The 14,269-nt window shown below is 63.2% G+C and carries 10 protein-coding genes and 1 pseudogene; 7 read left to right on the forward strand and 4 right to left on the reverse strand.

What is annotated here, in order from left to right:
• Together DL86_RS14840 and DL86_RS20880 are read right to left on the reverse strand one after the other, a co-directional pair.
• Positions 1-1,532, reverse strand: a 1,532-nt coding sequence (locus DL86_RS14840; RefSeq protein ID WP_156964688.1) for a TRC40/GET3/ArsA family transport-energizing ATPase, incomplete at its 3' end; no start/stop codon positions are given.
• A 656-nt stretch (positions 1,533-2,188) separates the two neighbouring features.
• Positions 2,189-2,602, reverse strand: coding sequence for a winged-helix domain-containing protein (locus tag DL86_RS20880; protein WP_162180446.1), 414 nt, complete (start codon positions 2,600-2,602; stop codon positions 2,189-2,191).
• A gap of 334 nt (positions 2,603-2,936) precedes the next feature.
• Here DL86_RS20880 and DL86_RS14850 point away from each other — a divergent pair, with 334 nt between their 5' ends.
• The 4 genes from DL86_RS14850 (at position 2,937) to DL86_RS14870 (ending at position 8,989) form a co-directional block, all read left to right on the forward strand.
• Complete coding sequence (locus DL86_RS14850; protein ID WP_036263087.1) at positions 2,937-5,414, forward strand: hypothetical protein; 2,478 nt, start codon at positions 2,937-2,939, stop codon at positions 5,412-5,414.
• On the forward strand, positions 5,411-7,174 hold the full coding sequence (locus DL86_RS14855; protein WP_036263089.1) for a right-handed parallel beta-helix repeat-containing protein: 1,764 nt from the start codon (positions 5,411-5,413) through the stop codon (positions 7,172-7,174). Before DL86_RS14850 ends, DL86_RS14855 begins: the two co-directional genes overlap by 4 nt.
• A complete protein-coding gene (locus tag DL86_RS14860; protein WP_036263090.1) occupies positions 7,171-7,734 on the forward strand; it encodes a hypothetical protein in 564 nt (187 codons plus the stop codon). The genes DL86_RS14855 and DL86_RS14860 overlap by 4 nt, the downstream gene beginning before the upstream one ends.
• Positions 7,735-8,584: 850 nt before the next feature.
• The gene (locus DL86_RS14870; protein ID WP_036263103.1) at positions 8,585-8,989 is read left to right on the forward strand and encodes a nuclear transport factor 2 family protein; all 405 of its coding nucleotides are present in this window, start codon (positions 8,585-8,587) and stop codon (positions 8,987-8,989) included.
• 22 nt (positions 8,990-9,011) lie between these two features.
• Here DL86_RS14870 and DL86_RS14875 read toward each other — a convergent pair whose 3' ends face one another.
• Positions 9,012-9,647, reverse strand: a complete 636-nt coding sequence (locus tag DL86_RS14875) for a class I SAM-dependent methyltransferase (RefSeq protein ID WP_036263092.1) — start codon at positions 9,645-9,647, stop codon at positions 9,012-9,014.
• A gap of 580 nt (positions 9,648-10,227) precedes the next feature.
• The gene (locus DL86_RS14880; protein WP_036263093.1) at positions 10,228-10,737 is read right to left on the reverse strand and encodes a hypothetical protein; all 510 of its coding nucleotides are present in this window, start codon (positions 10,735-10,737) and stop codon (positions 10,228-10,230) included.
• A gap of 468 nt (positions 10,738-11,205) precedes the next feature.
• Here DL86_RS14880 and DL86_RS14885 point away from each other — a divergent pair, with 468 nt between their 5' ends.
• The 3 genes and pseudogenes from DL86_RS14885 to DL86_RS20585 form a co-directional block, all read left to right on the forward strand.
• Entirely contained in the window at positions 11,206-11,907 is a 702-nt protein-coding gene (locus DL86_RS14885; protein WP_036263095.1) for a spermidine synthase family protein, read from the forward strand.
• 955 nt (positions 11,908-12,862) lie between these two features.
• Complete coding sequence (locus DL86_RS14895; protein ID WP_084572959.1) at positions 12,863-13,924, forward strand: DUF3991 and TOPRIM domain-containing protein; 1,062 nt, start codon at positions 12,863-12,865, stop codon at positions 13,922-13,924.
• A pseudogene (locus tag DL86_RS20585) lies at positions 13,921-14,269 on the forward strand (hypothetical protein); the annotation flags it as partial. The gene DL86_RS14895 and the pseudogene DL86_RS20585, both read left to right, overlap by 4 nt.

Raw genomic sequence — 14,269 nt, forward strand, 5'->3', positions numbered from 1 at the left:
TCCGCCAAAGTGACCAATATCACGCGCGTATAGGCCGGATCCTGGAGGCGCATCAGCGGCGTAATGATCCGACCTGCTGGCGGGTGCGACTCCGTCTGACGCGTAATCTGTCGATGATAGGCGCCGGTTGCGTCCATAAGCAGCAAGCTGTGTCCGGTGGGGGCGGTGTCGAGCACCACAAAGGCGCCGCGCGCTTCCGCGACAATTCTTGAGAAGGCGTGGAAGACGGCGACCTCTTCGGTGCAGGGTGAGCGCAAATCCTCGCGCAACAGAGCCTGCCCCTGTGGGTCGAGATCACGACCACGATCCTTCATTATTTTCTCGACGTAGCGTTCGGTCTCCGCCCTGGGGTCGATTCTGTCGACGCGCAAACCGGGAACCTCTCCCGCGAGCGTCATCGCAAGATGGGCCGCGGGATCGGTCGTGCTGAGAAGCACAGTGTGACCACGCTGGACCAGACCGAGGGCGATCGACGCGGCGATCGTGGTCTTGCCGACGCCGCCCTTCCCCATGACCATGATGAGGCCCTTTCCATCCGCCGCCAGACGGTCGATTAGGCGATCTAACGCGGGAAGGTCGCTGGCAAACTTTCCGTCTAGAAAGGCCGTCGCCGCCGCGGCAGGCGCCGAGGCTTGGCCAATCAGTGAGCGCAAGGCCCTTATCCCCAGCATGTCGAAAGGTCGTAGCCGAATATCGTCGCGCGGGAGATCCCGAAGGTTCTCCGGCAGATCCGCGAGCGCCCGCTTGCCCTGGTCTTCCAGCGACGCAGCCACCAAATCGGATCGGTCGCTGGCCAAGAACACGCCGTTCACGACCAGACGCTGGTTCGAGAGACCGAGCGCGCGAAACTCCACTGAGGTTCGCGCCGCCTCGGCGATTGCGCCGATTTCGGGTCGCGTCACGAGGATGATGGTCGTGGATGCCGGATCAGAAAGCGCCGCCATCGCCGTCCTGAACCGAGCCTCTTGCATCTTGAGGCCGGAATGCGGCCCAAGGCAGGAGGCGCCGTGATCATTGCCCTCGAGAAAGCCACTCCACGCCTTCGGCAGGCTGAGGAGACGAAGCGTATGCCCGGTTGGCGCCGTGTCGAAGACGATATGATCGTGGGTCTCATCGTCGACGGCCAAGCGGCCAACAAATTCGTCGAACGCAGCAATCTCCGTCGTGCAGGCGCCAGACAATTGTTCCCGAACCATGTCCCGGTCTTGGTCGCTTGCCTCCGGCCCCATTTGGGCCAGCACCCGCATGCGATAAGAATCGGCGGCGGCGATGGGGTCAATATTGAGGACATCCAGACGCTCAGCGCCGGGGACTGGGACCGGTAGATTGCCCAAAGGCGCGTCCAATATCTCGTCGAGATTGGATGCGGGATCGGTGCTTACGAGCAGAACGGACTTGCCGCCGTCAGCGAGCGCTAAGGCGGCGGCGCAAGCGATCGAGGTTTTGCCGACGCCACCCTTGCCGGTGAAGAACAAAAAGCGGCTCGGATCGGCGAGAAATCCAGGCGGGTGAACCACAGCAGCGTCGTTCATGATGTCCTTCGATCCGCCGTCGAAGCGGGCGATCAGGCCAGCGTCAGCCACACCCGATAAACGGGACTATAGCAGCACTAAACCATGATCCGAACCGCGGACGTCCGGGCCGAATGGAAAGACCAACATTTCATCTTATAAGGTTCCATAAGATAGATTATGCGAATGGAGATTATCCATGTCAATCACTCAGGTAGAGCATTAAGGTTCCATAATAATTCTGCACGGTTCCGCGTAGGCGTCTCCAGATGCGCTCGCGGATGTCGGTGCGCCGAGTTTCGCGGACTCGATTCACGAACTCAGAGCCGCCGCCTCCGGAAAATGCCGTCATTCCCGGGCTTTCCGGTCCAGAAATCTCCGAAACATTCGCTTCAATCTTCGGACCCTACGCAGTACGCAAACTTGGCACAAGGGCGTCCCCGACAACCCATTGGAGAAACTCATCTCCGCGCGCCCGCCGATTCACGAAACCTCCCGTACCGACTGCCAAACCATGTAACCCAGCGCCCGCGCGTCCCTGCGGCGCCGTAGATTCCCGGTCCGGCATCCACCCGTTCGGATGACGAGCGCCTCGTTTGGGCGCCCTTCATGGATCTTCGCTGTTCGCCTTCGACTGTTCGAACGATGGAAACGGACGGTCGCTCCCGCCCGCTCGTTCATGGCTCTCGAGCGCGCCGCTCAACGCTCAAACGCGGGCAGGACGGCGCGGGCCATACGCCATTGGGCGCGCCATCATGAGGGAGCGCGCCTACTGCGCGCCTTCGGCAGCGCCCACTTGCCATCCGCGCCTTTTTGACGAGGCCGCGCTTTTTCATGCCTTGAAGCGAGAAGGATACGGCTCGATTGTTGATGTCCCGGCCGGTCGCCTTGATTTGAGCGGCGACTCTCGCCGACGGAAAGGGCGCCCTGCTGGTCGAAGACGTCAGTGATGGCCGCGCCGATGGTCTGGTGCGCCTCCGCCTGGTCGCCTGATTCCGGCGGTTCACAGGCCTTGGGCTTGCGGTTTGGTTTTCGTCCTGGAGCTGGTCTTGGCGTTCGCGCCGAAAGCTTTTCCAGAGCTTGGAGCTCACGCTCGGCGATTCGAAGATCGGCGATCTTCGCGGGGATGCGTTCGAGTGATGTGTCCATGATGTCTTTGCTTGTCATGTAGGGTGAGGCGCAACTCTCCCTTGGCTTTTGGGCGCCGTCACGTAAGCGCATCGTGCCGTTCATCAGCCGTCTCAAGAACGGCCGCCGCGTCGCGGCCCGCTTCGGCCGTACCGCCAGCAGCTTCCTGGGCTTCGTCCCTCTCGTCACCGCGCGCCGCCTCCGGATCAGCGTTGTCCACACAGCTTAGTTTGTTGACCGTTGGGGTTTCCTCCTGTAGCCCTTGGAGCAGCAGCGCCTCAGGAGACGGACATCAGCATGGCCGGGTTGGGCAGTCTTCCGGTCGTGCGGTGTTTGATGCTCGCTGCGGCATTCGCTCTCGTCGTCGAGCGTCCCATCCAAGCGCAGCCGATCCCGTTTCCGCCCGCGGCAGCCTCTCCCGCGGCCGCCGCCGCAGGGTTCGAGGCGCGGGCGACCGCGGTCATCGCCGCCAACGCGTGCAGCCGCGAGGACGACTATCTACGGATCCGCACGGAAATGGCGGCCGGCAATTTCGATAGCCAGGGCGAGGATCTGACGGGGATTCTCATCGGCAAGGTTGCCTATATTCGCGCGCAGGCGGAAGCGCATAGCAATGCGCCGTGCGCTGGCGTCATCGTTCGGCCGCGCGCCCGCAACGCCGAAGGCGGCTTCGTTCACGCCACGCTGCAGCAATTCGCCGACGCCGATCGGGCCCTTCGCGCCGCCGGCCCGACAGCCTGCGCGCGCGAGACAAACGAGACAAAACGCCTGCATGAGCCAAACACGCTGACCGACGCGGAGAAAACGCAGCTCAGCGAAATGGATCAGTTGGACGAGATTTCGATCGACCTCGTCGTCGCGCCGGACTGCATGGTGCGCCAGGTCAACGAGGCAATCCTGGCGATGCAAAAGACGACGCAGCTCGGCAGCTCCGATCTGCGCTGCCTCGAGCATTTGTCGAAGAGCAAAGGCGAGTTCGACGTCAACGTCCGCGAGCTTGTTCGGCTGCTCTATCTCGGCGGTCCGCGTGGACGGGGGCAAGGCATTCTTGCGCCGGCGACGATCGACCACATGTACAGCGCATTGCTCGCGGCGCGCGGCGGGCCCTCCGACGACAGCTATTCGGTGATCGCCGGATGCGGCGAGCCAGCCGGCGACGAACTGGGCAGCCCCGAGGACACCGCCGACCGGCACGCGTGGTACAATGAGCTCGCCGATGGCATCGGCGACTTCTTCGCGTGGCTGGCGGTGACCTTCTTCCGAGTTGTCGGCAGCGCGGTGTCCACCGCCGCGGGGCTGGTCGCCGCGCCGTTCCTAATCGCCGCCGGCGAGGATCCAACCGAGCTCATTCTCCCGCACACCGACATTCGCGTCCGGGAGACCGAGAACCATCGCCTGATGATCGAGACGTCGCGTTTCCTGACCAACGCCGACATCATCGCTCGATTGGAGGCCGAGGGCTACTACCATGTCGACGACATTCGCGATGACCAGGCCGAGGTGCGCAGCTGGTTGCTGCGCCGCCTGCAGGACATCGCGGCGCATGATTTCCAAGAATACAATTCCCGGCCCTACACCCGCTACAGTTTGAATGCGGTGCTGAACCTGCATGACTTCGCCGCCGCGCATGGCGACGCGGCCATGGCGACCGCTGCCCGCATCGTGCTCGATCTCTCTGAGGCAAAATTCGCCGCTACGTCGAATCGTGGCCGACGCGCCGCGCCATTCCGCCGGCGGAGCGAGTACGATGGCTACGACCCCGCGCCAGAAAACAGCGGTCCGGCTGACCTTTACAATATCGTCCGCGGCGGCGACCATGAGGTGGCCCGCGCGATGCTGCTCGCCGGGCAGACACAACTGCTGAATGGCGGTCCATCGAGGGAAGCGATGGCCCAGATGGTCAACGCCGCCACCAGTCCCTATCGCCTGCCGTCGCCGGTGCTGGCGACCGCGATCGAGCGCCGCGCGTCGATGCAGACGATCCGGCATACCGGGATCGAACAGGTCGTGCAATCGCCAGCCTTCACGATCAGCGCCGGCGGCGTGCGCACCGGGCCGACAGCCACTCTCTCGGGTTTCTCGGAAGGCGTGGACCGCGGCGTGGCGATGCCGACGACGATCATCCCCACCGTGGCGGCGTGGCGGATTGCCGACCTGTTCCGCTTTGACGGCGTCGGCGGTCAGCATGAGCGCGCCCCGAATACCTGCGTGGCCGAGGGATTTGCCTGCGGCATCCAGCCAAATCTCTCGGCGGCGTTCGAGAACTGCACCAAGGGTGAAGTGCTGCCGGGGGAAGGGCTGTGGTTCGTCAGCTCCGCGGGGTGCCTCCCGGCCATACCCGGGCCGCACTTCTATCTTGCGGCGCGCATCGTCGACTGTCCCGACAGCTTCTGCGTGCACGGACGTCAATGGGGCGTGATGGATGTTGTCGAAGCGAGCCCGCCGCCCCCGATCCAAGACGGCGAGGTCCTGCGCGCGGCCCCCGATCCCGCCTTCAACCAATTTCAAGCCGAGCGCCGAGCGCCGCTTGAAGCGTTGAATCCGGACGCGAATGGCGACGCCTCCTACGTCACCGCCGCCGGACGGCGGATCGACTTCAACCTCGACGAGGCGGGTCCGAGGATCCGCGCCGTCGACGATGTGGCGCCGCCCGCCTGGACGACCGCCGGCGACGCGATTGACGCCGACGGCGCCGGCCGCGCCGTGCTGAAGGGCCCCGGCGGACCGGTGACCATCGACTTCTCCGACTGGTCCAACCCGAAGCGCACGCCATGACGACTTTTCTGCGAAGGATGACGTTTGCCGCCCTGATGCTGCCGCTGGGCGCGGGAGCGGCGCGCGCGGACGCCGTGGTCACCGCTTGCGCCTCCGACATTCAGGCCGGTGCGGGCGTTAATCTCGCTCAGGCTCTGGCCGCTGGCGGGGTGATCCGCTTCGCCTGCCCGCCGGGCACGTCGATCCGCGTGACCGGCCGCTACACGCTCGCCGGCAGCGCGCGGATCGATGGCGGCGACTCGGTGACCCTCGACGGCCACGGTACGGCCGGGCCACTGCTGCGCGCGACGCAGAACACGATCCTGCTTCGGATCACGCTGCGCGGGTTCGCCCAGCCGCGCAGGCGACCAGTGCAGCCCGGCGCTGTCGGGCTCGGCCGCCTGACGGGCTCGGTCCTCGCCACGTCCGGCGACGCCGAACTCGATCGCGTCACGATCGAGGGGAGCGACGGTCCAATCGATATTCGCGGCCGCGCCACGGTGAAGGACTCCGCATTCGTCGGCAATCCTGGCGGCTATGCGCTGGTGGTCGGCGGCGCGGCGTTTATCGAGCGCACTCGCTTCACCGGCAACGGGTCGGCGTTGTTGATGGGCTCCGGCTCGGTGCGGCGCTGCGATTTCACGGGCCAGACCGCCGGCGCGGTTCGGGTCGGCGCCGCAAGCGGGCCAACGGAGATTCGGCATTCGACCTTTGCGACGACGCGCGGCGGACCGGCGCTGGCTCTGTCCCAACGCGCCGGGCGCGCCGGCCCGCAAACGGTGACCTTGCGCGGCAACATCTTCCGCGATAACGGCAGCGGCGCGATCAACCTGTTCGACTTGGCGCAGGAGGCGCGCGAGCGCGGGCAGTCCGCAGCAGTCGTCAACGCGCTCGCATCGTTGCCGCCGTCCGCTTTTGTGTTCGGCTATAACCGGTTTGAGTCCAACGGCAGCGCCCGCGGCGGCGCCATCGCCGCCAATCTTGCGCATACCGGAGGCATGATCTCGACCGGCGACCTTTTCATCGGCAACGCCGCCGGCGGCGCCGGCGGCGCCGTCGCCGTTTCGGGCGGAATGCTGCGGCTGTCCCACGCCTTGTTCAAGGGCAACCGCGCTGGTGGACGCGGAGCGGCGCTCGCTGTGGCGCCCGATGCGCGGGCGACGCTCTCCAACGCCCTGATCGTCAGCAATGCCGGGCCGGCCGGCGCGATCGCCGGTGGCGGGGTCACCCTGGTCAATGTCACCATCGCCGACAACGCGGCGGCTGGCCTGCTGCTGGAGGACCCGTCGGCCCGCGTCGCCAACGCCATCCTGGCGCATAACGCGCCCGCGGATTGCGTCCGCGTCCCTGCCGGGGTCTTCCAAAGCAGCAATCTGGCGTCCGACGCTACATGTCCGGAGGTCGCGGCGGGGGAAGCGTTCCTGGACGCTTTCTATGTTCCTGTCGCGGGCAGTCCGGCGCTGCACGCTGGCGACCCCGCCATATGCAAGGGAGCCCCGGTCGATGGGTTCGACCTGGCATTCCAGGGTCGGCTGGACCCGGCCGCCTGCGCGCTCGGCGCCTTTGAACAAAGGCCCGTGCGCAAGCTGTCCCGCCGCACCGACCGCCACGAGGCGCACGCCACCGAGCAGGACGACTTTTCCGACGAGGAAGGCTACCGGCCCCCGCCGGGCGCGCAAGTCAGCGGGCCCGATGGCGGGCTGGGGTCGATCGAGCCGAGCACGCCGACGGACAGCTCCCCGCTCCCCGCTTCGTCATCAACCCCCGGAGACCTCCCGTGATCCGCGCGATTGTCGCCCTGCTGGTCGTGCTCGCGGCGTCCGCGGCGCGGGCCTCGCCAATGGACACCGTGTTCGCGGCGCTCGCCGCCGAGGAGGCGGAGCCGATCGAGCGGGTGCGCTTTTTCATTGAGCGCGGCGGCGTCGCCGATATCTATTACATCGACCGCGCTCGTCCGGGGCGGTTTCGCATGCTGAAAAACCCTGGTCAGGGCGGGCTGGAGCTCATCGTCGTGGAGGGCGTGCAGTGGCTGCGCACCGCGGCGGGGTGGCAGAAATCGCCGGCGCCCCAGACCGCCGGCCTCATCCCATCCATGGCGGAGATGTTCCGTGAAGGTCTGACCGACGCGATAGAGCAGCCCGGACCGGATGGCGGCAGCAGCATCGAAGGCGGGATGGCCTGGACGAATGGCGCGTCCTGTCAGGGCCGGTTGCTGCTGCGCATCAGCGCCGCCGGGCTTCCCTCGCTGCTGCGCTTCGAGGGCGCCTGCGGCGGCAAGGCGACCCGGTTTCGGCAAGCTTTCTCCTATGAAGGCCCTCTCACGATCACGCCGCCGGAGTAGACGCTCAGGCCCCGGCGGCAGCCACTCTGTGGCGCCGTCACTTTAATGAAACGAGGTTGCGCCAAAGCCGATTTCAGCTTGGCCTCGCGCTGTGGTGACCCCACCAGAGACCTCAGCCCAAGCCTTGAAAGCCTGGACGCTTCGGCGACGATGATTTTGAGCAGATGTTTTCGCGGGAAGCAGAAATAGATTGAGGAGCCGCTGCCATGGCGCGCAAGTGACCCACAAGAAACACTCTTGACGATGGCGATACCGGGATTGACAGCGCAGCGCGGCTTCTATTTCATTGCGGCCATGGGGATTACGATCTCCCCACGAGGCGAGATACCCAAGCATCGCGTCCAGCTTCTTTAGCCAAGGACGCCACATAGCTGCATATGCCTCGATTTCTCTCGCTGGCCTGATGGGCGCTCCCACGGGCCCCGCGCTCGTCGACGTGCGCTACGGACCAGAAGTTTTTGGTGGACCCGCGTTTATCCCCCGCGCGGTGCGCGCGCGATTGCGCTTCTGTGGTAAAATGGATTTTACTTTGGCAACCATCCCGGCGAACTGCCGTCAGGGGATCCGAACGCCGCAATCGATCGACTCGTGCGGTTCCTCTCAACCGCCGATCGGGTCTTCGAAGGACGGCTTGCAAGGCGTCTATCATAAAGGCGCCGCCACTTTCCGCGATCTTGTCCGACGGCTGGAGGAAGCTCATAAGACCTTGATCTCGATTTAGCGTTTCGGCCTGGCTGTCGATGCCTTATTTTCCACGTTTATGCCGGAGCTCGTCGCAGCCGTCTCGGCCTTAAGGTCGCGGACGAGCCTCGATTGATTTCCGCGACCGATTGGGGCGCCGTGCGGAACAATGACCGACGAAGATGCAATTCTGGCGGCGAATGCCGCATATTATCATGGGTTTGGCGCAGCTGATTTGGCCCGGATGTCGTTAGTCTGGGCGGATGACGATGTCTCCTGCGTCCACCCTGGATGGCCGGCGTTGATCGGCCGGCAAGCAGTCTTGCAGTCCTATCGCGATATTTTGGGCAGTCCCCTGCAAGCGGCAATTGATTATCGAGACGGTCTCGCCATGGTTTCGGGAAGCGAAGGTCGTGTATTTTGCACCGAAATCGTCGGCGGGATGACCCTCGTCGCAACCAACTGGTTCAGACGCATCGGTGGAGACTGGCGACTGATTCACCATCAGGCGAGCCCGATTGCGGCGTTCATCAACAAGGAAGCCTCCCAGCCTTCGCTCGGGCGGCTGAACTAAGTCGTAAAAAAATTTGCGAATACTACTCTTGTTCTTGTCGACGCCAGACGCTTGCCAGCCAAGGTTGTCTTTCGCGCGGGAGTCCGGTGGGACGGAAATAGTGAATTAGTTCAATAAAGCCCGCTGCGGACACATAGCTGCGCCAAGTCTCTGGATCATGATATACGCCATAGCGCCCGGCGCTCCAGCCCTCCTGATTATGACCGTGTGGAATAGAGCTGAACAGAACTCCGCTCGGCTTTAGACACGCATGCAATTCCAGCAACACGCGCGGCAATTCCTGGCTGGGCACATGGAAAAGCGTCGCGTTGGCGAAGATGCCGTCGAAATGCCTATCAGGCAGATCAAGTTTGAGAAAATCTTGCTGCCACACATCGCAGCCGCTGTGGGAGCGCGCCATGGCGGCAAAGTTCGTGGCTCCTTCCAAGCCGATCGCGATGTGGCCAAGTTCGCTAAAGACTTTGAGGTCGCGCCCTGGCCCACAGCCAAAATCAAGCACCGTGAAATGGTGGCTACCTTCGATATATTGCAGCATTGCTGCAATGTTCTCCGTGACATCGTGCTCGCGCGTGCCTTGCCAGAACGCTTCGGCCCGCTGATTGTAATGTTCCAGAGTTCGGTCTGCGATTTCTTCTAGATGCTGAGGATTCAGAGTCATGTTGGGTTCAACCCGCAAATTTGCTCAGCATCGGCATCTGAATTTTGCTTCCAATCTGCAATACGTTGCCGGCCGTCAGACAGATAGTGACGAATGTTGGCGGCGGTTCAATCGACTAAACCACTTCAGCGGTAGCGCTGCGACGGCCGCATCGGCCATGTCATGATCCAGTGCCGCTCTCACGACAGTCCAGTCAACGTCGAGGAGGTTGGCCTTGATCGCAACGAGGGGCTCAATTGGAGGTTTGCATTGGCCGTCGTCGGTTTGTGCTTTGTATATAAATTAGACATGGCTGACAACGATCCCCAAGCATCTCCCAGTGAAGCCATCCATTTCGGATTCGCCTGGGATATCGCCATGGCAGTCGCCCCCCGCGTTGCCCGGCCAATACGCCGTGGGCCGGAGATTTACTCTCCCGGGACCCTGCGCAGGGCTCTTAACCGCGTAAATTTGCGCATTCCTAAGCCGCTGGCAAGCAGAAGTCGTTAGAGTTCCGCAAGAGGTTCGGCCAACGAACGATGGTGAGGTAATAGCAGAGCGTCAAAGCGGGAGCTCCGGGGAGCCGGCTCGATCGCACCCGTCAATTGTATGGCCTCCCAAACGGACCTCGGTCCTCATAGGGCTCCTCCGCGCCGCCATAATAGCCTGGGAAAAAGGGAGTGCCGTAACCATCAATGGGGTTGAAGATTCCGTGGTGATAACCGTAGCCGTAGCCACCCGCGTATGCATAGTCGTAAATGGCCGTGCTGGCTATAGCGAAACGAATGGCGTTGGCGGACCGTATCGCGCGACGTTGCCGCTCACGCCATGCGCCAATACGATACCGCAGAGGCAATGGATAGAAGCCAAATCCGCTGTCTCTATCGCCGACTAGGTCGACGAAACGCGGAGACCGACCAAAGGTCGTAATCCGGCCGCGCACTCGACCAGCAGCGGATCTCACGCCTACAAATGCGACACTTGTATTCTTGACATAGGCGCGATGAGCGCCGACATGTCTCGAACTTGCGGCCGCATGTGCAGGCGCGGCGCCAATAAACGCGAGTGCCGCGATGACCGCGAACGCCGATACCGCCTCGTGAAAGTGCATTTATCCTCGTCTCCAGATGTTCGGTGAATCGCAAGCGTGAGCTTTGTTTGGGCGTAACGTTCAATCGACGTTGGCGGTTCCTCGGTTGCTCAAAGAAGCACCTTCACTAATTTACCAACCCTATTTAGGCAGCCCTTTTGACTGTTGCGCTGCGCACGGCACCGCTTTCGAGTGATGCCTTATGATTTTGTTTGCTCGCGGACACGCAGGAAATGGTCGCCAGTGAGGATTGGGCTAAACTTGGGCGAGGGCAAGTCCGTTCTTGTTAAGGCACACTTCGCCTCTTCAGCAATTGACGCGCATGCCCCACCTCTGACGTTCAGAGGGTCCGATTTGATGTCCATCGGTGGTCTGGAGCGGCGACGGCGACACTGGCGCCGTGGATCGATTCCTTAGTGACAAGCGCACGCTTTTGAGCCAGTGCATGCTGTCGCGCTAAATGCTTCGCAACGGGCTGACGAGTTATCAGTGATTCCCTGGTCCCTGCTCGATACGGCGCAAATACCTGGTGGAGGCGGCGAACTCCGCCTTATGCGGCGTGGCGCCGAATTCTCCATCAGGTTGGGTCATACTGAACTGATGAACAGCCGTCTCAGCGGATCCGAGGAGGCGCTCGCCACGCTTTCTTGCGGAAGAATTCGCGCCCGCGAGCGGCCGCGGATACTGATCGGCGGGCTCGGCATGGGCTTCACGCTCCGCGCCGCGATTGCCGCACTTGGCGCCGAGGCCCGCATCATCGTCGCCGAATTGGCGCCGGCCGTCTTGGCATGGGCCCGCGGTCCTATGGCGGCGATTTTCCACAACAGCCTGACGGATCCGCGCGTAAGCATCCTGGAATCGGATGTCGGCCGGTTGATACGGTCCAATCGGTCGGCCTACGATGCGATCTTACTCGATGTCGATAACGGCCCCGAGGGTCTGACCCGCAAAGCCAATGATGGGCTATACGATATGGAAGGACTGAGCGCCGCCTGCGCGGCGCTGCGTCCCGGCGGCGTACTGGCGGTATGGTCGTCGGGACCAGATAGGAATTTTACCCAACGGCTTCGCAAGATCGGTTTCGGCGTAGATGAGGTCCGGGTGCGCGCCAACGGAGCGCGTGGCGGAGCGCGGCACGTCATCTGGATCGCGACGCATCCTGATCCAGCGGACAAAAATGTTTGCTCCTGAATAACGCTACCGCTAGCGACAGCCGCGCCGACAAGGGTTCGTCGCTTGCTCCCGCGCGCACCGCGCACCCTTGCACCGCGCCCACCTCGCGGTCCGCCGAGACATTAGATCAACGGCGTTCTCCAGGTCGTCCGCCAAGGCCATAAAGGCAGATTCGGAAACTTTGTGCCGGCCGACACCGTCCCATTCCGAGATAGTCGCTTCCAAGAGAAATAATCCAGGCTGGTGCTCGATAGCGCAATTCAACCGCACCGGCGCAAAGGGACCATCTGCTATTTTTGTTCTATCTCAAAATAGGACATGGCCGTTAACGAGGCACCGTCTTCCGATCCGGGCCCAGACCGGTTCGATTTTGCCTGGGACATCGTCATGGCGCTCCGGGACACCAAGCTTTGTCGTGGCGGGGGACGGCGGCTCATGCTCGACGACAAGACGGCTCTGGAGCGGACAATCCTCAACCATTTGAAAATCAGCGGCGTCCTCATCAGCCGCAAGCCTCCTCTCGGGGGTCCCGGGCGATGGCTACCCTGCCGTGACGACTGCTGGTAAAATCACAACTCCGCGCGAACACAAAATCACCGGATAGCAGCGCGACGGGAGCGAAGGCCTCTTCCGAACGCCCTAACCAATTCGTCCGAGGCAAATTCGCGCAAAGTCGTGCGTCCCTTGCGCTTAGTCCGGCCGAACGCCACGCGCGCAATCCAATTTCCGAACAGATCGGTGCCTGGCATCGGCGAACCACGATCGGTCGCGATCGGCCGCCGGGTCGCCGGCGCGTGGCAGAATCAAAATCCCGTCTACCGCCGACGTCACGCCCCGCCAAATGATTTCGCGTTCGCGCGGGGGGCCATCACGAATGGAGGGAATGGCGAAAGAAAGAGATTCACATGGCTACCGCTAGCGACGGCCGCGCTGACAAGGATTCGTCGCAGGCTCCCGCGCGTACCGCGCGCCCTTGCAACACGACCGCCTCGCGGTCGGCCAGTGGCATCGGGGCAAGAATACGGAGGAGGAGAAAGACCCCGCCGTCCTGCCCGCGAACAGCGAACAGGAGCGCAGGAAATTGACCAAACATGATCCAGAAATCGAGAAGCTCCGCGAGGAGGTGAACTGCGCCGCGCTTTTGGAACGCCTCCCGCCGCCATGGCGGCTCGACTGGCCGGAGAGCACTAAGAACTGCCTGAAATGCCGTCGCGGCGCCGGCGAGATCATTATCGTCAACCACGAGGGCAGAGGATGGTGGGACCCAGGCAGTGAAGCGAAGGGCGACGTCTTCGACCTCGTTCAGCATTTCGATCCGAGCCTGAACTTCGGTCAGGCCCGCAAACTCCTGCGGGAGTTCATCGGCCTGCGCCCGACATTTGCCGAAGATAACCACCCACGGCGCAAGACCGCTCAAACCTCTCCAATTGCCGCGAGATGGAGGCGACGCCCCCGCCTCAGGCGCGGCTCGCCGGCCTGGCGCTATCTCAACCTGGACCGTCGGCTCCCAGCCCGCATGCTCGAGGCTGCTATCGGGGCGGACGTGGTGCGCGAGGGCCCCTACGCGAGCGCCTGGTTCGCCCACCGCGACGACGCAGGAAGCGTGACCCACGTCGAGATCCGCGGCCCCGGCTACAAAGGATCCCTTACGGGCGGCGCAAAAACACTGTTTCGTTTTACAGGCGCATCCCCGCCGTTCAGCCGCCTCGTCGTGACCGAGGCTCCGATCGACGCCATGAGCCTCGCCGCTTTCGAAAATTTCAGCCCCGGCACGCTCTACGCCGCGACTGGCGGCGGCATGGGACCGGCGACCATCGGAGCGATCGAGCGGCTCCTCGCCGGGATGGCTGGGATGGCCAACTCGGCTTTTTTCAGCGCCACCGACGCCAATCCCGCCGGCGACCGCTACGCCGCCCAACACAAAGCAATCGCAGCCAAAGCCGGTGTCGCCTTCTCGCGACTGAGGCCGCCGATCGAGTCCGGCGACTGGAACGACGTCCTCAAACAACAAACCCAACAAAGCACAGCGCCATGAAACTCCCGAACTTCACCAACTTCGAACCGCTCAACCAACTGAAGGACCAAATGGGCATTCCAAAAGACAGCTATGGTTCTTTTCCACAGGTCAGCGAGCAAGCGTCGCCCTCAGGCGCTGCGCTGCCGCGCGCCGTCATCCTCCTCAAGTCGGGCGGGCGGCTCGATCTCCTCGACCCGCAACCCGATGCCTGGACCGACGAGGACCTCGCGATCGGGCTCTCGCGCACCTATCGTTGGGGCGGCTATTCCAAATGGGACCTGCCGCTTAGCGTCGCCCAGCACAGCCTCACCGTGCTCGCCTTGCGCGAGGCTGAGGGACCGCTCACCGCCCGCGAAGCTTTGC

Origin of the sequence: Methylocapsa aurea (assembly GCF_000746085.1) — a bacterium.
GTDB classification, from domain to species: Bacteria; Pseudomonadota; Alphaproteobacteria; order Rhizobiales; family Beijerinckiaceae; genus Methylocapsa; species Methylocapsa aurea.

Excerpts from the sequence above, each read along its gene's own strand:
- DL86_RS14850 (WP_036263087.1), top strand. The coding sequence starts at position 2,937 with ATGGCCGGGTTGGGCAGTCTTCCGGTCGTGCGGTGTTTGATGCTCGCT.
- DL86_RS14855 (WP_036263089.1), top strand. The coding sequence starts at position 5,411 with ATGACGACTTTTCTGCGAAGGATGACGTTTGCCGCCCTGATGCTGCCG.
- DL86_RS14870 (WP_036263103.1), top strand. The coding sequence starts at position 8,585 with ATGACCGACGAAGATGCAATTCTGGCGGCGAATGCCGCATATTATCAT.
- DL86_RS14875 (WP_036263092.1), bottom strand. The coding sequence starts at position 9,647 with ATGACTCTGAATCCTCAGCATCTAGAAGAAATCGCAGACCGAACTCTG.
- DL86_RS14880 (WP_036263093.1), bottom strand. The coding sequence starts at position 10,737 with ATGCACTTTCACGAGGCGGTATCGGCGTTCGCGGTCATCGCGGCACTC.